Annotated in this window: 17 protein-coding genes; 9 read left to right on the top strand and 8 right to left on the bottom strand. The window is 64.3% G+C overall.

Features of this window, described 5'->3' with window-relative positions:
• Nucleotides 1-10: 10 nt before the first annotated feature.
• The 5 genes from GTP23_RS20710 to GTP23_RS20690 all read left to right on the top strand — a co-directional run bounded on the left by GTP23_RS20710 (nucleotide 11) and on the right by GTP23_RS20690 (nucleotide 7,940).
• Entirely contained in the window at nucleotides 11-739 is a 729-nt protein-coding gene (locus tag GTP23_RS20710; protein ID WP_161036884.1) for a hypothetical protein, read from the top strand.
• 47 nt (nucleotides 740-786) lie between these two features.
• On the top strand, nucleotides 787-1,350 hold the full coding sequence (locus GTP23_RS20705) for a prepilin-type N-terminal cleavage/methylation domain-containing protein (protein WP_155433931.1): 564 nt from the start codon (nucleotides 787-789) through the stop codon (nucleotides 1,348-1,350).
• Between the two features lie 5 nt (nucleotides 1,351-1,355).
• Entirely contained in the window at nucleotides 1,356-2,423 is a 1,068-nt protein-coding gene (locus tag GTP23_RS20700) for a phosphotransferase (RefSeq protein WP_161036883.1), read from the top strand.
• A gap of 136 nt (nucleotides 2,424-2,559) precedes the next feature.
• Nucleotides 2,560-7,017 carry a PAS domain-containing hybrid sensor histidine kinase/response regulator gene (locus GTP23_RS20695; protein ID WP_371866958.1) on the top strand — a complete coding sequence of 1,486 codons (4,458 nt, stop codon included), beginning with the start codon at nucleotides 2,560-2,562 and terminating at the stop codon, nucleotides 7,015-7,017.
• Nucleotides 7,014-7,940, top strand: a complete 927-nt coding sequence (locus GTP23_RS20690) for a diguanylate cyclase (protein ID WP_161036881.1) — start codon at nucleotides 7,014-7,016, stop codon at nucleotides 7,938-7,940. The genes GTP23_RS20695 and GTP23_RS20690 overlap by 4 nt, the downstream gene beginning before the upstream one ends.
• Before the next feature lie 10 nt (nucleotides 7,941-7,950).
• On the opposite strand, the gene GTP23_RS20685 is transcribed toward GTP23_RS20690, so the two are convergent.
• From GTP23_RS20685 to GTP23_RS20670, 4 genes are all read right to left on the bottom strand, one after another.
• Entirely contained in the window at nucleotides 7,951-9,081 is a 1,131-nt protein-coding gene (locus GTP23_RS20685) for an acyl-CoA dehydrogenase family protein (protein ID WP_161036880.1), read from the bottom strand.
• Nucleotides 9,082-9,090: 9 nt separating this feature from the next.
• The gene (locus tag GTP23_RS20680; RefSeq protein WP_161036879.1) at nucleotides 9,091-10,281 is read right to left on the bottom strand and encodes an acyl-CoA dehydrogenase family protein; all 1,191 of its coding nucleotides are present in this window, start codon (nucleotides 10,279-10,281) and stop codon (nucleotides 9,091-9,093) included.
• Nucleotides 10,282-10,404: 123 nt separating this feature from the next.
• The gene (locus GTP23_RS20675; protein ID WP_371866957.1) at nucleotides 10,405-12,474 is read right to left on the bottom strand and encodes a gluconolaconase; all 2,070 of its coding nucleotides are present in this window, start codon (nucleotides 12,472-12,474) and stop codon (nucleotides 10,405-10,407) included.
• A gap of 330 nt (nucleotides 12,475-12,804) precedes the next feature.
• Nucleotides 12,805-15,063: a carboxy terminal-processing peptidase gene (locus tag GTP23_RS20670; protein ID WP_161036877.1), complete on the bottom strand. Its 2,259-nt coding sequence runs from the start codon at nucleotides 15,061-15,063 to the stop codon at nucleotides 12,805-12,807.
• A 171-nt stretch (nucleotides 15,064-15,234) separates the two neighbouring features.
• Between GTP23_RS20670 and GTP23_RS20665 the strand changes: the two genes are divergently transcribed.
• The 3 genes from GTP23_RS20665 to GTP23_RS20655 all read left to right on the top strand — a co-directional run bounded on the left by GTP23_RS20665 (nucleotide 15,235) and on the right by GTP23_RS20655 (nucleotide 16,728).
• Nucleotides 15,235-15,594 (top strand): DUF2946 family protein, encoded by a 360-nt coding sequence (locus GTP23_RS20665; RefSeq protein WP_161036876.1) that lies wholly within the window; start codon nucleotides 15,235-15,237, stop codon nucleotides 15,592-15,594.
• Nucleotides 15,595-15,655: 61 nt separating this feature from the next.
• The gene (locus GTP23_RS20660) at nucleotides 15,656-16,297 is read left to right on the top strand and encodes an SCO family protein (RefSeq protein ID WP_161036875.1); all 642 of its coding nucleotides are present in this window, start codon (nucleotides 15,656-15,658) and stop codon (nucleotides 16,295-16,297) included.
• Nucleotides 16,294-16,728 (top strand): copper chaperone PCu(A)C, encoded by a 435-nt coding sequence (locus tag GTP23_RS20655; RefSeq protein WP_161036874.1) that lies wholly within the window; start codon nucleotides 16,294-16,296, stop codon nucleotides 16,726-16,728. The genes GTP23_RS20660 and GTP23_RS20655 overlap by 4 nt, the downstream gene beginning before the upstream one ends.
• A 5-nt stretch (nucleotides 16,729-16,733) precedes the next feature.
• Here the strand turns inward: GTP23_RS20655 and GTP23_RS20650 are convergent, their stop codons facing one another.
• The 3 genes from GTP23_RS20650 to GTP23_RS20640 form a co-directional block, all read right to left on the bottom strand.
• On the bottom strand, nucleotides 16,734-17,609 hold the full coding sequence (locus tag GTP23_RS20650) for a TIGR02285 family protein (protein WP_161036873.1): 876 nt from the start codon (nucleotides 17,607-17,609) through the stop codon (nucleotides 16,734-16,736).
• Between the two features lie 112 nt (nucleotides 17,610-17,721).
• Complete coding sequence (locus tag GTP23_RS20645) at nucleotides 17,722-18,252, bottom strand: hypothetical protein (RefSeq protein ID WP_161036872.1); 531 nt, start codon at nucleotides 18,250-18,252, stop codon at nucleotides 17,722-17,724.
• Nucleotides 18,253-18,326: 74 nt separating this feature from the next.
• On the bottom strand, nucleotides 18,327-18,887 hold the full coding sequence (locus GTP23_RS20640; RefSeq protein ID WP_161036871.1) for a thymidine kinase: 561 nt from the start codon (nucleotides 18,885-18,887) through the stop codon (nucleotides 18,327-18,329).
• Between the two features lie 230 nt (nucleotides 18,888-19,117).
• On the opposite strand from GTP23_RS20640, the gene GTP23_RS20635 reads away from it, so the two are divergent.
• Complete coding sequence (locus tag GTP23_RS20635; RefSeq protein ID WP_161036870.1) at nucleotides 19,118-19,558, top strand: HNH endonuclease; 441 nt, start codon at nucleotides 19,118-19,120, stop codon at nucleotides 19,556-19,558.
• On the opposite strand, the gene GTP23_RS20630 is transcribed toward GTP23_RS20635, so the two are convergent.
• The gene (locus GTP23_RS20630) at nucleotides 19,488-21,680 is read right to left on the bottom strand and encodes a penicillin acylase family protein (RefSeq protein WP_161036869.1); all 2,193 of its coding nucleotides are present in this window, start codon (nucleotides 21,678-21,680) and stop codon (nucleotides 19,488-19,490) included. The genes GTP23_RS20635 and GTP23_RS20630 overlap by 71 nt on opposite strands.
• Nucleotides 21,681-21,689: the final 9 nt, after the last annotated feature.

The raw sequence follows: 21,689 nt of genomic DNA, 5'->3' as shown, positions 1-21,689 counted from the left end.
CCCGCCTGCCATGGCCGCCCTGCCTCCCCCTTCCATCCGCCCACTGCCGCGCAGCGCCGCACCGCGCTGGCTGACAGCAGCGCTGCTGCTGGCACTGGCTCTGCAGATCCTGTGGCAAAGCCTGCAACCGGCGCCGCGCGCCCAGGCAGCCGAACTGCCCGCCGTGCCGCCGCTCGCCCTGTTGCAGCTGGCCAGTCTGGGCGAGCCGGTAGCGCTGGCCAAGGCCAGCATGCTGTATGTGCAGAGCCATGACGAACAGGCCGGCCTCAGCATCGCCTTCCGTGCGCTCGACTACGTGCGCCTGCGCGACTGGCTCGCCACCATCCTGACGCTGGACCCGCGCAGCCAGTATCCGCTACTGGCCGCCAGCGAAGTGTATGCGGCCGTGAGCGACCCCGTGCGGGCCAGACTGATGCTGGAGCTAGTCTACCAGCGCTACCGCGAAGACCCGCAGCGGCGCTGGCCCTGGCTGGCCCATGCCGCGCTGGTGGCACGCCACCAGCTGCACGATATGCCTCTGGCACGGCGCTACGCCGCCGCCCTGCGCAGCCAGGCCGGCGCGGCCCAGCTGCCGGCCTGGACGCGCGAACTGGAAATCTTCATCGCCGAGGATATGCAGCAGAGCGACAGCGCGCGTACCCTGATCGGTGCCCTGATCAGCAGCGGCCAGATCACTGATCCGCACGAGCTGGCATTTCTGGCGCACCGGCTGGAGCAGCTGGCGCCAGTGCAACACTAGCCTTTGGGCTTGCGGTAAGATAACAACATCTAGCAGAAAGGAATCCCATGCGCACCCTCCCCCAACGTTCCCGCGGCTTTACGCTGGTTGAAATCGCTATCGTGCTGGTCATCATCGGCCTGCTGCTGGGCGGCGTGCTGAAAGGCCAGAGCCTGATCGACAGCGCGCGCGTCAAGAACATCGTTCAGCAGGCCACCTCGCTGACGGCGGCCGTGAATGCCTATCAGGACAAATTCCATGCCCTGCCCGGCGACGATGTACAGGGCACCACCCACGCACCCGGTTCTACCGGCAATGGCAACGGCGATGGCCAGATCGACGAATACCAGCTGGCGCCCCAGCATCTGGCGCTGGCCGGCTTCATCACGGGCTCCTTCAACGGCAGTACGGATTTCATGACCAGTGCCCAGGGTGGCGCCGTCTACATCTACAACGATGTGGTGGCTGGCCGTGGCGGCAATGGCGTGCGGCTCGACAACCTGCCGGACAGCTTTGCCGAACAGGTCGACAGCAAGCTCGATGACGGCAAATACAACACCGGCTCGGTGCGCGCCAGCGGCCCCTACACCAACAATGGCAGCGTGATCCAGCGCACCGCCGTGTTCTTCTAGTTCCCATGTTCGCCCAGTTCGAAGGGACCCGCGCCATTCCGGCGCGGCACCAGTTCGAGCTGACGGCGCTCGATGCCTATCTGCGCCAGCACCTGCCCGGCTATCCGGCCGGCACGCTGAGCGCCCTGCAGTTCAAGGGCGGCCTGTCCAATCCCACCTACCAGCTCGGCATCGCCGGCCAGCATTATGTGCTGCGCACCAGGCCGGCGCCGGCGGCGCAGCTGCTGCCCTCGGCCCATGCCATCGAACGCGAATTCCGCATCATGGATACGCTGGGCAAGGCGGGCTTCCCCTGCCCCCGTCAGTTGCTTCTATGCCCGGACGAGAGCGTGATCGGGCGCGCCTTCTTTGTGATGGAATATGTGCATGGGCGCATCCTGTGGGACCCCGGCCTGCCCGGCATGACGCCGCCCCAGCGGGCCGCCATCTACGACGAAATGAACCGCGTGATCGCCCTGCTGCACAGCCTCGACTACAAGGCACTGGGGCTGGCCGATTACGGCAGGCCGGGCAATTATTTTACGCGCCAGATCGAACGCTGGAGCCAGCAGTATCTGGCCAGCCAGACCAGCCCCATCGCCGCCATGCAGCAGCTGATGGACTGGCTGCCGCACCACATTCCGCCCGGCGAGGAATGCGCCATCGTGCACGGTGACTACCGGCTGGACAATCTGGTGTTCCACCCCGGCGAGCCGCGCATCGTGGCCGTGCTGGACTGGGAACTGTCCACGCTGGGCCATCCGCTGGCCGATTTTGCCTATCACTGCCTGAGCTGGCGCCTGGCCCCGGGCCAGTTCCGTGGTCTGGCCGGGCTCGATCTGGCCGCGCTCGGCATACCCGCACTGCAGCACGGCATTGCCCGCTATGCCCAGCGCACGGGCCGTACGCTGCAGGCGCACGATCTGGACTTCTATCTGGCCTTTAATCTGTTCCGGCTGGCCAGCATTCTGCAAGGCATCATGAAGCGCCATGCCGACGGCACGGCCGCCAGTGCGCAAGCGCTGGCAGCCGGCAGCATGGCCGGCCCCATTGCCGAACTGGGCTGGAGCTATGCCTGTGGTCGCGCCGGCTAGCCACCTGACAAAATAACTTTCTGATTCGCACCAGCTCGGCTACTATCCAAGGGCATTATGCTCAGATTGCCGTCCGGGGTTAGGCTTGCAAGAAACTCAATACCGTCGCTCATACTCACTGCGTAGCCTGCTAACCGTGCTGGTACTGCTCTGTCTGCTGCCGGCCGTACTGGCGCTGGGCCTGCTGGCCATGCGCTACCAGCAATATCAGCACAGCGCGCTCAGTGAACAAAGCCAGCAGAGTGCCCGCCTGCTGCAGGCCACCATCGAAGGCGAAGTCCTGCAGGCGCGCCAGCTGCTGACGGCGCTCAGCATCCATCCTGCGCTACAGCAAGATGAGCTGGGCCCCATCCGCGCCCAGGCCGCCCGTTTGTTGTTTCCTGGCAGCCCGATCAGCCAGCTGCTGGTGCAGGACCGCTCGGGCCGGCAAGTGCTACAGCTGGGCACACCGCTGGCGGCCGACATCAGCCCGGAAGCCACCCTGCACCGGCTGGCGCCCCTGTTCACCGGCGCCACCCAGCGGGTTTCTGCCATCGACCTGCAGGGCCAGCATCTGCTGGCCGTCGACCTCGCCGTACCCGGCAGCGAAACCCCGCGCTATGTGCTGAGCGCAATTTTCCATGCCGACTGGCTGGGCAAAACCGTGCGCGAACAGCAGCTCGCGCCCGAGCAGCATGTCAGCGTCTACGATGCCGACGGCAGCCTGCTGGCCACGGGCGGCGCCGCACGCCTGATCTGGACCCAGTCCAGCGAAGCCAGCCTGCGCAGCCTGCTGCATCAGCGCCAGACCGCCATCGCCACGGCCGAGACCAGCACCCACAGCAGCTATCTGGTGGCCATCAGCCATCCGCCGCAGGCGCTCACCATTGTCGCGCTGGCCACGCCGCGGCACCTGCCGGCCAACGGTGTGCTGGCCGATCTGGCCGCGCTGGGCACGGGCACGGCGCTGGTGTTGCTGGCCGTGGCAGCACTGGCCGGCTGGTGCAGTGTCCGGCTGGGGCGCAGCATACTGGCCCTGCGCGACGCAGCCCAGGCGCTGGCCGCCGGCCAGCCTTTCGGACTGGGCGATATGGGCTTCCGCGAAGCGGGCCAGATCGCCCACGCCATCCAGTCACTGCAAGGCAATCTGCGGCGCCATCAGGCCAGGCTGGAATCGCAGGTAGCCGAACGCACGGCCCAGCTGGAAAAGAACCGTACCCAGCTGGAAACCCTGTATGCCACTGCGCCCGTCGGTCTCTGCTATGTAGATGCGGAACTGCGCTATGTGCGCCTGAACGAATTTCTGGCGGCGCTCAACCGTCAGCCCGTGGTGGCCCATCTGGGCCGCCATGTGGCCGATATGATCGCCGATCCCGACCTGCGCCGCGAAGTGCTGGCCGATTACCGCAGCGTACTGGAAACCGGCCAGCCGGCCATCAATCTGCCCCGCTCCGGCCATCCCGAAACCTCGCCCGACCAACTGCGTCACTGGGTCATCAGTTACTACCCGCAGTTCGGCAACGACGGCCGCATCGTCGGCATTACGGGACTGATGCTGGACGTGACGGAACAGAAGCGCATCGAAGGGGAACTGCGCAAGTCGCGCCAGCTGCTGCGCTCGGTGGTGGACAATATGCCGGCCATGATCTTCCTCAAGCGCCTGCCCGACCTGCGTTATGAAATGTTCAACCGCTATGGCGCCCAGCTGTACGAGCGGGCCGACAGCGACGCGCTGATCGGCCTGAGCGATGCCGATTTAGTCGGCCCGGCCACGGCCGCCGAGTTTGCCGCCACCGACCGCCAGCTGCTGGATGCTCCGGCCGACACGGTAGTGGAAATTGCCGAGGAACCCCTGTGCAACAGCGCCGGCCAGACGCGCTACCTGACCACCCGTAAAGTGGCGCTGCGCGATGAGCGCGGCATCGCCACCCACGTGCTCGGGATTTCCATCGACATCACCGAACGCAAGCAGGCGCGCGAAGCGCTCACGGCCAGCCTGAACCAGCTGGCCGAACGCGAGCAGTTCATCCGTACCGTCACCGACAACCTGCCCGGCATGGTGGCCTACTGGGACACTGGCTTGCGCTGCCGCTTCGCCAACCGCTACCTGCTGGACTGGCTGGGACGCAGTGCGGCCGAAGTGCTGGGCCGCTCCATGACGGACTTGCTGGGAGCCAGTCTGGTGGCGCGCCACAGCCGCCAGCTCGATGCCGCCATGGCCGGCACGGCGCAGAGTTTCGGCGGCCAGGTCAGTGACGTGGCCGGTAAGCAACAGCACATCTGGGTCAATTACTTCCCCGACCTGACCCCGACCGGACAGGTACGCGGGCTGGTGGTGCTGGTGTCGGACGTGACGGCGCTGAAGGAGTCCGAACTCCATCTGCAGCGCCTGAACGAAGAACTGATCACGGCGCGTGACCGGGCCGAAGCGGCCAGCCATGCCAAGAGCGAATTCCTGGCCAATATGAGCCATGAAATCCGCACCCCCATGAATGCCATCATCGGTCTGGCCCGTCTACTGGAAGAAGCCCAGCTGGCCCAGCGCGAACGGGGCTATCTGGACAAGATACAGCTGGCCACGCAATCGCTGCTGGGACTGGTGAACGATGTGCTCGATTTTTCCCGCGTGGAAGCTGGCCAGCTGACGCTCGAACAGACCCCGTTCCGGCTCGAACATCTGCTGGCCAGCATCAGCGTGCTGGTCAGCGGCAGCGCCAGCGACAAGGGCATAGAACTGATCTACGACATCGATCCGCAGCTGCCGCACACCGTGCTGGGCGACCCCATGCGTCTGCAGCAGATCCTGCTCAATCTGCTCAGCAACGCCATCAAATTTACCGAGCATGGCGAAGTGGTGCTGCAGATCCGCCAGAGCCGCCAGCAGGAACAGCTATGGCTGGAATTCCGCGTGCGCGATACCGGCATAGGCATCCCGGCAGCCCAGCAGGCCCACATCTTCGACGCCTTCGTGCAGGCCGACAGCAGCACCAGCCGGCGCTTTGGCGGCACCGGGCTGGGGCTGGCCATCTGCCGCCAGCTGGCCGGCCTGATGGGCGGCCACATCAGCCTGCACAGCGAACCGGGGGTGGGTTCCGAATTCCAGTTCCGCTGTCCGCTGCAGGCGCTGGAGGCCGCGCTACCGCCCGATCCGGCGCAGCAGGGCTGGCGCATACTGCTGGTCGATCCGAATGCCACGGTGCGCGCCGTGCTGCAGCACTGCTGCCAGCAACTGGGCTGGCAGGCTGATAGCGTGGCCAATCTGGACGCCGCGGCCGCGCGCATGGATGCCGGCAGCGATGCCGACGTGCTGATCCTCGGTGCCGGCCTGCTGGGCGAGCTGCATGCCTGCCCGCAGGCTGCCACCCGCCGCTGGCCACCGCTGCTGCTGATGGCGGACGAAGAATATGCGGCCCGGCAGGCTGCGCAGCAGGGCCGTCCGGCCATCGCCGGCCTGCTGCCGAAACCGGCCACGCCGGCACAGATACGCGAACAGGTCGAGCAGATGCTGGCGCCCGGCCCGGCCGCACTGCCCGGCCTGACACTGGCCACCCACGCGCCGCTGCAGGGGCGTCTGCAAGGCATGCGCATCCTGCTGGTGGAAGACAACGAGATCAATCAGGAAGTGGCGCTCTACATCCTGCAGCATGCAGGCGCGCAGGTTGATACGGTGGACAATGGCCAGCTGGCGCTGGACCTGCTGCGCAACGCCCCGCGCCGCTTCGATCTGGTCCTGATGGATATCCAGATGCCGGTGCTGAACGGCTACGACGCCACGCTGGCCATCCGCGCGCTGGGCGGAGCGCTGGCCGAGCTGCCCATCGTGGCCATGACGGCCAATGTGATGGAAGATGACCGGCGCCGCGCCAGCGCGGCCGGCATGTCGGCCCACGTGGCCAAGCCCATCGATGTGGAACAGCTGATTGCCGTGCTGGTACGGCTGGCGCCGGGTGCCGTCGCAGCCCGGCCTGGCGGCGCCCCGCGTCCGCCGCGGGCGGCTACGTCGCAGCCGGACTGGCTGCTCGCCATGCGCGATGCCGGACTGGATGGCAATGCCGCCCTGACCCGGCTGGATGGCGACAGCCAGCTGCTGTGGAACTTGCTGCAGCGTTTCAATGTCGAACATGCGGACAGCGCCAGCCAGCTGCTGCACCTGCTCGGGCAGGATGCCGGACCAGCCGCGCTGGCCCAGCCTCTGCACCGCCTGCGCGGCGTGGCCGCCAATCTCGGTGCGGTCGAAGTGGCCGCCTGCTGCGCCGCCGCCGAAGCGGCCGTGCAGGACACGACAGCATGGCCGCGCCTGCCCGGGTTACTGGCAGCGCTGGACGCAGCATTGCAGCGCCTCGCGCAAGTTAGCACCACTTTGTCCAAGACAACTCAAGGGATTTCGCTCTCTCAGCCCCCGCTGGACCACGAACAGTTGAGACAAGCACTGGCGCACTTGCAAACTTTACTTCAGAATAACAACATGAAAGCACTCGACGTGCTGGCACACCTACAGGAGCAGCTTGCTGCCGACACCCTGCCCGCAGCGCTGGTCGAGGCCGTAGGCAAACTCGACTTCAAAGCCGCGTCGCGCCTACTTGAAGAATTTTTGCAGCGAAAGGGCAGTGCATGAGTTGGACCAACCTGGCCTGGAACGGACGGATACTGGTAGTCGATGACGCCATGGAAAATATCCAGATCCTGCACCACGCCCTGCGTGACGAGCACGAAGTGCTGTTCGCCCTCGATGGTGCGCGTGCGCTGGAAATGGCGTACAGCCAGAAACCGGACCTGATCCTGCTCGATGCGGTCATGCCGGGCATGGATGGCTATCAAGTCTGCGCCGCCCTGCGCGCCAACCCTGCCCTGCAGGATATCCCCGTCATCTTCGTCACGGCGCTGACCCAGCCCGAAGACGAGACCCGCGCGCTGGAAGCGGGCGCGGTGGACTTTATCAGCAAGCCTTTCAACGTGGCCGTGGTGCGCGCGCGCGTGCGCAGCCAGCTCACCATCAAGCGTCAGGCGGACGCCATGCGCGAACTGAGCCGCACCGACAGCCTGACCGGTGTGGCCAACCGGCGCAGCTTCAACCACACCATGGAAGCCGAATGGCGCCGCTGTGCGCGGGCCGGCCTGCCGCTGTCGGTGATCATGATCGATATCGACCACTTCAAGCTGTACAACGACCACTACGGCCATCAGGCTGGCGACCTGTGCCTGCAACAGGTGGGCGCCGCCATGTCGGCCTGTGCCGCCCGGCCGCAGGACATGCTGGCCCGCTATGGCGGCGAGGAATTCGTGCTGCTCCTGCCGCAGGAAGCGGCCGGTGGCGCCGCCGTGGTGGCCCAGCGCGTGCTCGACACCATACGCCGGCTGAAAATTCCCCATGCCGGTTCACCCACCTCGCCGTATGTCACGGCCAGTCTGGGCGTGCACACCATGCTGCCGCCGTTCGAGAACAGCGACAGCGATGCCCTGATCCGTCAGGCCGACCAGCAGATGTACCGCGCCAAGCAGAGCGGCCGCGACCGCGTCTGCGTGGCAGCACTAGGCTAGCCGCCCCCGTTCAGGCGTGCTCGGCAAACGCCGGCTGGGCCGCAAAGCGCTGCAGATGGTGGTCCACATCGCCCAGCGTCAGGTCTATCATGGTCAGGCGCTTGAACAGATGGGCTGCCGGCAGCTCGTCCGTCACCCCCATGCCGCCATGCAGCTGCACCGCCTGCTGGCCGATGAACTTGGCCGCCTGCCCTATGCGCACCTTGGCCGCCGACACGGCACGGCGGCGCTCGGCCGCGTCGCCACCATCCTGACGCGCTGCCGCCAGCATGGCCATGGAGCGGGCCTGCTCCAGATGGATGTACATATCGGCCATACGGTGCTGCAGAGCCTGGAAGCTGCCGATGGCCGTGCCGAACTGTTTGCGGGTTTTCAGGTAATCCAGCGTGGCCGCAAACAGCGCATCCATGGCGCCCACGGCTTCGGCGCACAGCAAAGTCACGCCGTAATCGGCCGCCTGCTCCAGCAGATCCGCAGCAGCACTGCCCTGTGCCAGCAAAGCGGACGCCGGCACGCGCACATCGCACAGTTCCACCGTGGCGGCACGCTGGCCATCGATGGTACGGTAGTCGCGCCGCTGCAGGCCGGCCGCAGTGGCCGGCACGACGAACAGACAGATGCCGTCCGGCGCGCCAGCATCGCGCGCTGAAACGATCAGGGCACCGGCCTGGGCACCGTGGATCACCACGCTCTTGGCGCCGTTCAGGCAGTAGCCCGCGTCATCGCGCACAGCACTGGTACGGATATCGTACAGATCGTGGCGGCTCTGCTGTTCGCCCAGCGCACACGCCAGCTTGAGCTCACCACTGGCCACCTGCTCGAGCAGCGCGGCCTGATTGCCGGCCAGCTGCAGGAACTGCGTGCCCCAGACGGTGGCAAAGTACGGTTCCACCACCAGCCCGCGGCCCAGTTCCTGCATCACCACCCACAGGTCGACGGCGCCGCCGCTGAAACCGCCCTGGGCTTCCGGCACCGGCAGCGCCGTCATGCCGAGTTCCACCAGGGTCTGCCAGGCGCTGTCGCTGACGCCGCTGGCACTATGGATGATCTGGCGCCGTGCCTCGTGGTGATAATCCTTGGCTACCCAGCGGCGCAGGGCGTCGGCAAATTGTTGCTGTTCTTCGCGCAATTGAAAGTCCATGGCTGCCCCTTACAGTCCCAGTATCATCTGGGTGATGATGTTTTTCTGAATTTCGTTCGAACCGCCATAGATCGAGGTCTTGCGGAAATTGAAGTAGTAGCCGGCCAGCGGTGCGGCCGCGTCGTCGCCCGTCAGCGCATGTTCGCGCTTGCCTTCGAGGTAGTCGGTATCGAAAGGCAGACCGGCAGGGCCCAGCGCTTCAAGCATCAGCTCGGTCAGCTGCTGCTGGATTTCCGAGCCACGGATCTTGAGCAGCGATGCTTCCGGTCCGGGCCGGTGGTCAGCCTTGGTAATCACCCGCAGCACCGTCGTTTCCAGCGCAATCAGTTCGATTTCCAGACTGGCCACCTTGGCGCCAAACACAGGGTCCTGCAGCAGCGGGCGGCCGGCCTTGCGCTGTTCCGTCGCGATCTTCTTCAGGAACAGCAGTTCGCGCTTGGAGCGGCCCACGGCAGCGATGCCGGTGCGCTCGTGGCCCAGCAGGTATTTGGCATAGGTCCAGCCCTTGTTCTCCTGCCCGATCAGGTTCTCGACCGGCACTTTGACGTTATCGAAGAACACTTCATTCACTTCATGCTCTTCATCGAGCATGATGATGGGGCGCACCGTGATGCCGGGCGTCTTCATGTCGATGAGCAGGAAGGAAATGCCTTCCTGCTTGCGCACCGTGCCGTCCGTGCGCACCAGGCAGAAGATCATGTCGGCGTGCTGGCCCAGCGTGGTCCAGGTCTTCTGGCCATTGACGATATAGTGTTCGCCCACGCGCTCGGCCGTGGTTTTCAGCGACGCCAGATCGGAACCGGAGCCGGGTTCGGAATAGCCCTGGCACCACCAGTCGTCGCAATTGAGGATGCGCGGCAGGTAATAGGCTTTCTGCGCGGCGTTACCGAAGGCCATGATGACGGGCGCCACCATGTTGACGCCGAACGGCAGGATGGGCGGCGTGCCGGCACGGGCGCACTCTTCTTCCCAGATGTGGCGCTCGGTCGCGCTCCAGCCCGGACCGCCAAATTCCACCGGCCAGGCCGGTGCCGCCCAGCCCTGCCTGGCGCAGATGCGGTGCCAGCGCACATAATCGTCGCGCTCGAGGCGGCGGTGCATGCGCACTTTCTGCTGCAGGTCAGTAGGTAAATTGGCTTCGAGGAAGGCGCGTACCGTATCACGGAAGGCCAGATCCGTCGCCGTATAGTCGAGGTCCATGCTGTCTCCATTATTTTTGCCCGCGCCAAAAAGCACGGTCGTTCAGATTATTCTACCCGAAAATCTGGACGGCACCGTGGCATTTTCGTGGCGCCGCGTATGGCCGCGCGAGCCAATGGAGGATTACTCGACCTGCACAGCCAGATCGTGCACGCCGCTGGCCGGATTGCCCGCGTAGTCGCGCGCACTGATGCGCAGGATATACGGCCCCGGCGCCAGCGCACCGATCTGCCACAGGCCCGGCTGGATCTGGCCCTGCACCAGCGTGTTGTGCAGCGCATAGGAGAAGCGGGTTTCGGCCGCGCCATGTACGGTGATGCCGCTGCTGGGCGCATAGGCATACTGCACGGCTTCGCGGTTGCGCGGGAGGCGGTCGTAGGTCTGGGCCGCCGGCAGCGGCGCCATGCCCGCCAGCGGTTGGCCACTGCGATCGAGCAGTTGGTAGCCCAGCTGGTACAGCCCCAGCCGGCGCCGTGCCTGATTGCCATCCATCTGGTCAAACGCATCGACGATGATCTGCACCCCGCCCAGACTGCGCGGCAGCAGCAGCCTGCCCTGCTGTTTCGCCGTCAGCGGCTGGCCCCGGCTATCGGCCAGCGCAATGCGCTGGATCTGCGGCGCGATGGTGTCGCGCAGGCCCGTGAACGGCAGCGTCAGCGGATTGACGGCTTCACCAGCAGGGCGGTAGTCGAGGTGCACATGGGCCATGCGGTTGACGCTGCCCAGCGTTTCGCCCACGCCGAAGCGGGTGCCGCGCCGCACCCGCAGCGCCACCGGCTTGCCTTGCTCGTCGCGCTGCAGCAGGAAGCGCGCATCGCGCACCTTGTCCTTGGCATCGCGCCCGACGCGCATGTGGATGTAGTTGAACTCGCCCAGCGCCAGCCCTTCCGACAGATCGCCATACGACCAGCTGGCGGCAGGGTTGCTGACTTTGGCCGCTACCACCGCCAGCACCGGCGTGCCGATGGCTGCCTGCACATCGAGGCCGGAATGGAAGTGGTGCCGGTTTTCCCCTTTGAAGCTGCCGCGCACCTCGCCCATCAGGCCCACGACTTCATGCGGCTGATCCTGCGGCGCTACCGGCCACAGCGTACGCGCACCGGGCACGGGCAGCGGCACGGGTGGCTCGGTGCTAGCCGTCATGCTGCCCGCGGGCGCCACATGGTAGAGCCGGCGTGTAGCGCTATCGCTCAAGTACAGGCTGCCGTCAGCGGCCAGCGCCATGCCGCGCGGCGCATGCAGGCGCACGCCGCCATCCGCGCCATAACCGGGCTGGGCCGGATGATCGGCGTCTTCCAGCGCCAGCACTTCGCCCTGCGGCGTGATCTGGGCGACGCGGCCGTGAGTCTGGCTGGCCAGATACAGATAGCCGTCATGGGTCAGCGCCAGCGCCACCGGCGCGCGCAGCAGCGAGACACGATCATCTTCAGGCGCGGCCGCGATGGTGCTGACCATGCCGTCCGGCCCCAGCCGGCGGATCGCATCGTTGCCCGTATCGGCAATCAGCAGCGTGCCGTCCGGTGCCACCACCAGCCCCGTAGGCAGATCGAAGCGCGCCTCGGCAGCTGCGCCATCCACCATGCCATTGCGCTTGCCGCCCGCCAGCGTGCTGACCATGCCGTCCGGCGTAATCTTGCGGATGCGGTCGTTATAGGTATCGCTGACATACACGACGCCGGCACGGTCCAGCGCGATGCCGACGGGGCCGTTGAAGCGCGCCGCGGCGCCCTGCCCGTCCTGATCGCCAGCGATGCCGTCGCCGGCCAGCGTGCTCACCACGCCTTGCGGGCTGATCTTGCGGATGGCGTTATTGCCCGTATCGGCCACGTAGAGATTGCCGGCCGCATCGATGGCCAGCCCCGAAGGCGTATGCAGCGCAGCGGCCGCGCCAGTGCCATCGCTGAAGCCTTCCTTGCCGCCAGCCAGCAGCGTCACGACGCCATCGCTGCCGATGCGCACCACGCGGTTGGCTTCGCCGCCTTCGGCCAGATACAGATTGCCGGCGCTATCGCCCACCAGCCCGAAAGGATCGTCCAGTGTCTGGGCGGGTGCCAGCCCCGCATGCACGGCGACGCGGGCGCGCCAGTGCGGTTCGGTTGCACGGATTTTGCCGTGCACTACGACGGCATTGCCGCCGGCCGGCGCGCTGGCCCGCATCACCCCATACACAGCAGCCCCGCCCAGCACCAGCACAACAGTGGCTCCGGCGAGCCAGGTTAAACGCGAAATAGCCAACAGACACCGCCCGAAGTTAATTTTAAAGCAGCATTCTAGTGCATCCATCGCCCCGAGTGGCGCGGCGAGTTGGGAAGCGTTCGAAACGACAGGGCAAAAAAAAACCCGCTACGGGAGCGGGCTGAATCTATTTCCTTGGAGGAGAATAGAGGAGACAGGTGAATGATGCTCTAGAGCAGAATATATTTCCAATTTTTATTCATAATGCCTGAAATATATTTGGTGAATATCTGCTGATCTGCCGCCTTCTTGCACGGCAGATTTCTTGGCATCAAGTTACGCTTTTGCCTATTTGACGCTATCCACGGCGTAAGGCAGTACGCGCGACGCCATGCGCGTATCCGTCTTCAGCAGGCTGACTTCGTCCGCGAGGATGTGCACGGCTTCATTGAGCAGCACATCCTTGGCAGCTTTGGCGGCTTTTTCCGCGTCCAGTTCGGCCGCCAGCGTACGCTCATCGCCCTGCAGGCCGTCATCCGTACGCAAAGCACCTTTGACAGCCGCCACTTTCGGCGCTGCCGCCGTCTTGCCGTTGCCGGCTTTGGCGGCAGCGGCCTGCTTGGCCAGCTCTTTGGCATCCGGAATCAGGATAGGATCGTCGGCGCCGGGCACCGGCGACAGCAATCGGGCTTCACGCAGCTTGGCGCGCGCATCCTGGGTTTCGCGTTCTTTGCGGCGCACCGCTTCATTGAGCGAAATCAGGTTGTCCTTGCGCTGCTTTTTCACCAGCGCGATATCTTCCGACAAATACTGGAAGTCCTTGTCCTTGGCCACGCGGCTTTCATGCTTCTTGTCCAGAATAGGCAGCATTTCCTTCAGGTCGCCCACGGGAATATACACGGCCGGCTTGATGGCCACCCACGGCAGCGCGTTGTCATAGCTCGATTCACCGAAAGTGTCGGAATCACCCATGGTCGGCAGTTTGATATCGGGCGTCACACCGCGCAACTGGGTGGTGCCGCCATTGATACGGAAGAACTGGGCCACAGTCAGCTTGAGCTCGCCATAATGGACTTTATCGTTGGGCGCGAAGCGGTCCAGCGGGAAGATGGTCTGTACCGTGCCTTTGCCGAAGCTGGGCTCGCCGATAATCACGCCGCGACCATAATCCTGGATCGCTGCTGCAAAAATTTCCGAAGCCGAGGCCGAGCCACGGTTGATCAGCACCCCCATCGGACCATCCCAGGCCATGCCGGCGTTGGTGTCGCTTTCCACTTCCACCTTGTTGTCGGCATTGCGCTGCTGCACCACGGGGCCCTTGTCGATGAACAGGCCGGTCAGCTCGACGGCTTCGCTGAGCGAGCCGCCGCCGTTGTTGCGCAGGTCGATCAGCACATTGTCGACCTTCTCTTTCTTCAGCTCGACCAGCAGACGGGCCACATCGCGCGTGGCGCTCTTGTAGTCGGGATCATTGCGGCGGCGCGCTTCGAAGTCCAGATAGAAGGTGGGCAGCGAAATCACGCCGACGCGGCGCTTGACGGCACCATCTTTCACTTCATAGATGGATTTCTTGGCCGACTGTTCTTCCATGCTGATTTTCTTGCGCACCAGCGTCACCGTGGTGTGCTTGCCATCCACGCCGGCATCGGCCGGCAGAATGTCGAGCCGGACGGTGGAATCTTTCGGGCCGCGGATCAGTGCCACCACATCATCGATGCGCCAGCCCAGCACTTCCGTCATGGGGCTCTTGTCATCCTTGGCCACGCCGAAGATGCGGTCGCCCACCTTGATCTTGCCGGACAGGCCAGCCGGGCTGCCGGGCACGACTTCGCGCACCACCGTGTACTCCTCGCGCGTCTGCAGCACGCAGCCTATGCCTTCCAGCGACAGCCGCATGGCAATATCGAAGTTCTCGGAAGCGCGCGGGCCCAGATAATTGGTATGCGGTTCGATCGACATGGCGTAGGCATTCATGAAGATCTGGAACACGTCTTCATTGGTCAGCTTGCGCGAACGGCTGATATAGCTCTCGTAACGCTTATCCAGCGTGTCACGGATGCTTTTATCATCCTTGCCGGCCAGCTTCAGGCGCAACCAGTCGTTCTTGACGCGCTTGCGCCACAGGTCCCTGATTTCGGCATCGCTCTTCACCCAGTCGGCCTTTTCGCGGTCGTACTGGTAGCTCTCGTCGGTAGCGAAATCAAATTTAGTCTTCAGCAGCTCACGCGCATAGCTGATGCGCTCCGCAAAACGCTGCTGGTAGAGGTTATAGATACCAAACGGCACACTGAGGTTTTCGCCCAGAATCGCATCGTCCAGACGGGTACGCACGATGGTGTACTGGTCGATATCGGCCTGGGTGAAGAACAGCTTTTCCGAATCGAGCGACTTGAAGTAGCGGTCGAAGATTTTTTCCGACATGGCGTCGTCCAGCGGCATGGGCTTGTAGTGCAGTTTGCCCAGTACGCGCGAGGCCCACAGGGCAGCCTGGGTCTGGCCCGGCTGTGGCTTGATCACGGTATCGGCCGCGGCTTTCTCCGGCACGGCAGCGCCAACTTGCACGGACAGCGCCGCCAGCATGGCGACCAACAGCATTTGCTTCTTCATCGGCTTACTCCGGAACTAAATTTGCAATCTCATTAATCGGTTATGCGCAGTGCGGATAACTGCTATTCCATTCTACAGGATAGGTGGCAGCTCGGCTCTGCTAGATTGCAGTGTCCCCGTACCAGCTTAAAGCTAGCTGAAAAGAAACACAGAACAGCCTATAATCGGCCCATGGGTGCATTTCTGAAGCGTAGTCAAGCAACTGGCCTGATCGTCTGTCTGGCGATCGTGCTGCAATTGCTCGCGCCCGCATGGGCCAGCGCGGCCCGCAGCACAGCCGGCACCCCTTGGGCAGCCGACGTCTGCCGCAGCAGCCCCGCCCCCGACAAGACACCCGCCGCCGCTCACAGCCTGAAACATTGTTTGTTCTGCAGCAGCGGCGCCGATACCTACGCTCCGCCAGCTGCACCGGCTGGCCTGCCCGCCCTGCCGGCAGGCGCGGCCCTGTATGCCGGCGTAGCGCCCGCCGCAACAGCCTGCCGCACCCACTGGCATCCGGCCCAGCCGCGCGCCCCGCCTGCCCTGTCCTGAAGTCCGTCAAGTAGCGGCTGCCCAGCGCAGCCCGCATTTCTTACGTTTTTACGGGATATTTATGCAACGCCGTACTGTTATCACTGCTCTGGCCGCGGCCAGCGCAGCCCTTTTCACCACGACCATGCTGGCCATGACGCCGGCCAGCGCCGCTGCGCCCAAGCTCAGCGGCATCGACATCACCGGCAGCAGCATAGGGCCGGACCTGCACCTGTCCTACACCAACGGCAAACCCGCCTCGGTCAAGGATTTCCGCGGCAAGCTGGTGCTGCTGTTCTTCGGCTTTACCCAGTGCCCCGACGTCTGCCCCACCGCCCTGTCGCGGGCGGTGGAAATCAAACGCCTGCTGGGTGCCGATGGCCAGCGCCTGCAAGTGCTGTTTGCCACCGTCGATCCCGAGCGCGACACGGCGCCCCTGCTGGACGCCTATATGCGCGCCTTCGATCCCGGCTTTATCGCTGTGCGCGGCGACAAGGCCCAGACCGCCCGTACGGCCAGCGATTTCAAGATCTATTACAGCAAAGTCCCCAGCGGCAGTTCCTACACCATGGACCACACGGCCATCACCTATGTGTTCGATGAACAGGGCGCCATCCGTCTGGCGCTGCGCCACGAACAGACGGCCGAACAGTGCGCCGCCGATCTGCGCACGCTGCTGCAAACCAAATCCCCCAGCAATTTTCTGAAAGGACTCTTCCAATGAAACGTCTGCTCAACCTGTTTTTACTCGCCGCCCTGCCCGCCATGGCCCAGGTCACTGTCAGCGAAGCGTGGGTGCGCGGCACCGTCGCCCAGCAGAAAGCCACAGGCGCTTTCATGACGCTCAACGCCGCCCAGGATAGCCGGCTGGTAGCGGCCAGCTCGCCCGTGGCCGGCACGGTGGAAGTGCATGAAATGAGCATGGCCAACGATGTGATGCGCATGCGCCAGCTCGACAGTCTGCCCCTGCCTGCGAGCAAGCCCGTCAAACTGATGCCTGGCGGCTACCACCTGATGCTGATGCAGCTGCAGCAGCCGCTGGCCGATGGCGACAAAGTGCCGCTGACGCTGGAAATCGAAGATGCCAAGCATGTGCGCAGCAAGGTCACGGTGGAAGCTGTGGTGCGCCCACTGGCGGGCGGCCACCAGCACTAGGCCGGCTAGCGGAAACGCTCGGCATCGGCCACGCTGGCGCGGCGCACGGATTCGCGGATCTGGGCGCCGTAGCGGGCCACGCTGGCAGGCGTCAGCGCCCCCAGTTCGGTGCGCACGATCAGGGCCGCCGCTTCCGGCGTGGACAGGATGGCGTCGATGCGGCGTATGGTCGCCAGTCCCCATGGCGTACGGGGACAGGCGAAGCCCGTCACGACAAAGTTCTCTGCGCCCTTGAGCGGCAGCACTTTCAGCCGGGCCAGCGCCGCATCCTGGGTGATGGCATAGGCCAGCGTGATGTCGTATTCGATCAGGTAATCGGCCCGCCCAAGCAAAAGCATTTTCAAGGTGCCGGCGCCATAATTCGGGCTGGCCAGCTGCTCCACATTCAGATGTACACCGGGCTGCCTGAGCACCTGATCGACAGCGGGACCATAGGCCCGCTGCTTGATGATCACCCCGCGCAGCTCGGGATTGTTCATCAGCTCGGCAGGATCGACCTGCCCCAGTTCATTCAGGCGCACATGCTCCAGCGCTTCGGGACGGATGATCAGCTGCGGCGGCGGGGAGAAAAACACAGCGCGGAAATACGCCAGTTTTTCCCGCTCCGGCGTGCGCAGGGCTGCCGTATCGCACATGCTGGCGTCCTGCCCCAGCATATGCCAGATGCGGGTGGGATTGGCACGCACAAACTGGTGCCTGGCCTCCGGCCAGTGCGCCACCACATATTCGGTAATCCGGTCGGCAATGCCATCGCCGGGCTTGCCCTCGACGGGCACATTCACGGGCGGAAAATACGAGCTCAGCCAGATCACACCAGGCTGGCCAGAGGCAGCTGCCTGAGCTAGCGCGGCGCTGCTGGCCAGCGCACTCGCCAGCAGCAACACCATCCTGCAGAATTGGGCTGGTATCTCCATGCAAGCAATAATAACTGATAAAGCCTGCTCAACCGCATCAGCAGTGGCGCGCAAACGACGCTGGCAAATAGTCTATCCGCTAGAGCAGACCCGCATACAGGGCCAGACGCCACAGGCCCACGCCCGCCAGCGCATACAGCGCAGCGGACAGAGCACCGGCACGCACATCCACCGCCGACGGCAGGCCGCCATACAGGCAGCAGGCCACTACATAGCCGGCCACACTCCAGCTGGCGTAGTGGCCGGCAGCATATGCCGGCAGCAGCCAGTGGCGCGCCAGCAGCCAGCCCAGCGGAAACAGCGCCAGTGGCGCCAGCGCCACAAATGCAGCGTTGCCCAGATGCAGGTTGCGAAAGCTGACCGCCCCCATAATCCAGCGCTGTCCCTGCCGGCGCGGCCACAGCGCCAACGCAACGGGACGCGCATGCAGCAGCAGGCCCACCAGCCAGTGGCAGGCTTCGTGCAGTACGGTGGCACAGAAACTCAGCAGCGCCAGCAGATACATGCTGTGACGCAGCCAGCGCAGCAGGGCCAGCCAGCCCAGTACCAGCACGGCCGAAGCCAGATCGGCCTGTGATAATGCGCTCAGATCAGGCATGGAGGCAGGCATGGGCATAGGCGGCTAGGCCGCCAGCAAGGCAGGCTGTCAGGCCGGCAAGGCGCGCAGCAGCGCCCGCGCAGGCGCTAGCCCAGTTCGGAATAAAAGCAGCGGCCACAGGCCTGACGGTAGCTCTCATTGCCGCCGATGCTGATCTGCTCGCCGTCCTTGATGCGCTTGCCCTGCTCGTCTACGCGGATATTCATGGTGGCCTTCTTGCCGCAGGTGCAGATGTTCTTGAGTTCTTCGATATCGTCGGCCAGCGCCAGCAGATAGGCCGAGCCGGGGAAAGGTTCGCCACGAAAATCCGTGCGCAGGCCGTAGGTAATTACGGGAATGCCGCGCACCTGCGCCAGCTGGTGCAGCTGCTGTACTTGCGCCGTACTAAGGAACTGGGCTTCGTCGATCAGCAGACAGGCGATCTTCTGGTCTATGCGCTCGAGGAAATTGGTGTCGGCGTCGAACACTTCCGTCTCGCGCTGCGGGCCCAGGCGCGAAGTCACGTAGCCTACGCCGTAGCGGTTGTCGATGGCGGCCGTGAACAGACGCACGGTCTGGCCCTGTTCTTCGTAATTGTGTGCCACCTGTAGCATGGCGGTGGATTTACCTGCGTTCATCGCAGAGTAGCGGAAATAGAGTTTTGCCACTGCAGCCTTCTGTCGTTCGGGTTAGTGCGCCTATGCCGTGCGCTATCGGTCTGCACGGATTATAAACTGCGCCCCGCCGTCAAGCGCAAATATAGGGGCAGTTAGGCCGCTTATTCCCCTTACCCGGCCAGCCGCACCGGTGTTAACATCTCGCTATCGGGAATTCCGTACGGATCTCCCGGCACTCACAGACCCACTTTTTACTGGACTTTTACTCTGGCTCTCACACCATGGAACTGCTTATTATTCTGATCGGCGTACTGGCCATTGCAACGGTTTATTCGATAGGCGTGGCTGCGGCCAAGCCCGTGCAAGGCAGCGATTTCTACAAAGTGTCCAAAGATGGCCGCGTGCTGGCCGCTGGCCGCCGCAAAATCCATGCGGTACGCCCAAAAGTCACGCCGCATGGCTTGCAGGTCAAGCTACGCAACGGCAAGCGCACGGGCGAATTCCTGGTCCATCATCTGGTGGCCGAAGCCCATCTGCCCAACCCTGCCGGCCACAGCCATGTGCGCCACCGTGACGGCAATCCGCGCAACAACAAGGTGAGCAATCTGGTCTGGATCAAGGCCCCCGTGGCGGAACTGGCCGCCGAGGAAGTCACTCGCCCGGATGATAGCGCCGCTCGAGATGCGCTTCGACGTCCTTTCGAGATATCCATATCTCTTTAAACTCGCCACGCGCATACATGCCGGCCTGATCGTTGAAATGCGGTGAGGCCGGATTGCCGCTCTGGCCACCGGCCAGCACACTACGGGCACGGATCTGCGGCCCGAACTCCACTACCGCCACAAAACTGTTACCACGTTCGCCATAGATGCGCCGCGTCTTGCTCTTGCTGGTCATGCCATAGGCGGCCAGCGAACCCCAGTTGGCCGAAGCAAACGGCACGGGCAGGCTGGGCTGGCTGTCATCGAACTGCTGCACCAGATCGTCGGACAGGCGCTGGAAGCGGTTGATCTCGCCCCACGGCGTCTGCCACTGGCCGAAATCGGCCGTCAGTCTGGCGCTGGCCTGCTCCAGCGCTGCCAGCCGCTGGGCTGGCGTCAGGCGCTGTTCCACATAGTCGAGTAGCGGCATTTCCAGCGTGCGCGCCGTGGCAGCATAGCTGTTGCTGAGCTCCTGCATCCAGAAGATGGCCAGCGAGGTCGGCACGGAATCGAGCGCATAACGCAGGTTCCAGCCACGCAGCGCGGCAATCTGCGGCGCCAGCGCAGCTTTCTGCGGGGCGTCCTCGGCCAGTCCGTCGTAGGCGGCGAACAGCTGCGGCAGCAGCGGCTCGAAGGCGGGCAGCAGCGTGTCATAGGCCGCTGCAATCAGGCTATCGAGCGTGAAATCACGCTGATCCTGCAGCACCCGCAGCGCGTGGATGCCGCGCGCGTTTTCACCCTGCAGCGACATATAGGCCGGATAGTCGCTGGCCCTGGGGCTGGCCGCACCGGCTGCCGTGTAGGGCCAGTTATTGGTGTTCTGGATCCAGCCCGTGCGCGGATTGAACAGCTGGATAGTCTCGCTGACCTTGTGCAGCCCCTGCCATTCCGTGGCCGGATTGCTGCCATCGACGGGGTGCTTCCAGTCGAAACGGGGATCGCGGCGCGGTATGAAATTGCCGTGGAAGTAGGCGATATTCCCGTCCACATCGGCATACACGGTATTGTTGGAGGAATTGCTGCGCAACTCCATGGCGCGGTAGAACTCGCGGTAGTTGCGGGCCTTGGTACGGATGTACGACTGGGTCAGGGCCTGACGAGGCTGGTTCATCATGCGCACCGCCACCCATTTGCCATCCACTGCCCGCACGATGGGGCCGTGGTGGCTGTAGTACACCCGCACCACCTTGCTGGCCATGCCTTGCGCCGTCTTGTAAGGCAGGCGGATATCGACCGGCTTCAAAGCGCGCCATTGCTGGCCATAGCGGTAGTAGAACTTGCCGTTCTGCTCGCGCACGGTTTCCAGATACTCGTCGATGGCATCGCCACCGCCCGAAGTATGCATCCAGCCCAGCCGGTCGTTAAAGCCCTGATACACGAAGAACTGGCCCCAGGTCACGGCGCCGTAGGCATGCAGGCCCTGCTCGCTGCTGACCTGCACTTCGGGGCGGAAATAGAACGAGGTGTGGGGATTGATCAGCAACAGCGGATAGCCGTTGCGGGTGAGCTGGGGCGCAATGGCAAAACCGTTGGAGCCGCCCGGCTCGCGCTCGCCGGGCCGGTACACGGCGGCCAGCGCCACCGGTTTGGACGTGGGCTCGGGTAGCCGGGCGCCATCGCGGTACAGTGCTTCCAGCTGTTTGAGATCGACCGTTTCGATATCGCCGCCTATGCTGCCTTCACTGAAGCTGAGCGCCATCCACGGTTCGAAATGGGTAATCAGGGCCGGCTTGACTTCCGGATGGGTGGCCAGATAGTAGTTCAGGCCGTCGGCAAATGCCACCATCAGCTGCTGCAGCCATGCAGGGCTGCGGCGGTACTCGGCTTTCAGCTGTTCCGGCGTGATGAACAGCTTCATGCGCAGGTCGCGGTACAGTTCGGCTTCGCCCTCCACTTCGGCCAGCCGCCCCATGGCATTGATGTAGTTGCGTTCGACGCGCTTGAAATCGTCTTCCGCCTGCGCATACATCAGGCCGAACACGGCATCCGCATCCGTCTTGCCGTACACGTGAGGGATGCCCCAGGTATCGCGCAGAATGGTCACGCGCTGCGCTGTTGCGGACAGCGTGGCCGGCGCGCCGGCCAGCACATCGCCACATGCCGCAGCACACAGCAGAGAAACTAGCGTACGACGTAAGCCCATGCGGCCACT

It is taken from the genome of Duganella fentianensis, from assembly GCF_009857835.1.
Taxonomy (GTDB): domain Bacteria; phylum Pseudomonadota; class Gammaproteobacteria; order Burkholderiales; family Burkholderiaceae_D; genus Rugamonas; species Rugamonas fentianensis.
The sequence above is the reverse complement of the archived record's forward strand: the minus strand, read 5'-3'. Positions and strand labels throughout refer to the sequence as shown.

Bases quoted from the DNA above. Each gene is read 5' to 3' on its own strand.
- GTP23_RS20710 (WP_161036884.1), top strand. From the start codon at position 11: ATGGCCGCCCTGCCTCCCCCTTCCATCCGCCCACTGCCGCGCAGCGCC.
- GTP23_RS20705 (WP_155433931.1), top strand. From the start codon at position 787: ATGCGCACCCTCCCCCAACGTTCCCGCGGCTTTACGCTGGTTGAAATC.
- GTP23_RS20700 (WP_161036883.1), top strand. From the start codon at position 1,356: ATGTTCGCCCAGTTCGAAGGGACCCGCGCCATTCCGGCGCGGCACCAG.
- GTP23_RS20690 (WP_161036881.1), top strand. From the start codon at position 7,014: ATGAGTTGGACCAACCTGGCCTGGAACGGACGGATACTGGTAGTCGAT.
- GTP23_RS20685 (WP_161036880.1), bottom strand. From the start codon at position 9,081: ATGGACTTTCAATTGCGCGAAGAACAGCAACAATTTGCCGACGCCCTG.
- GTP23_RS20680 (WP_161036879.1), bottom strand. From the start codon at position 10,281: ATGGACCTCGACTATACGGCGACGGATCTGGCCTTCCGTGATACGGTA.
- GTP23_RS20670 (WP_161036877.1), bottom strand. From the start codon at position 15,063: ATGAAGAAGCAAATGCTGTTGGTCGCCATGCTGGCGGCGCTGTCCGTG.
- GTP23_RS20665 (WP_161036876.1), top strand. From the start codon at position 15,235: ATGGGTGCATTTCTGAAGCGTAGTCAAGCAACTGGCCTGATCGTCTGT.
- GTP23_RS20660 (WP_161036875.1), top strand. From the start codon at position 15,656: ATGCAACGCCGTACTGTTATCACTGCTCTGGCCGCGGCCAGCGCAGCC.
- GTP23_RS20655 (WP_161036874.1), top strand. From the start codon at position 16,294: ATGAAACGTCTGCTCAACCTGTTTTTACTCGCCGCCCTGCCCGCCATG.
- GTP23_RS20645 (WP_161036872.1), bottom strand. From the start codon at position 18,252: ATGCCTGCCTCCATGCCTGATCTGAGCGCATTATCACAGGCCGATCTG.
- GTP23_RS20635 (WP_161036870.1), top strand. From the start codon at position 19,118: ATGGAACTGCTTATTATTCTGATCGGCGTACTGGCCATTGCAACGGTT.
- GTP23_RS20630 (WP_161036869.1), bottom strand. From the start codon at position 21,680: ATGGGCTTACGTCGTACGCTAGTTTCTCTGCTGTGTGCTGCGGCATGT.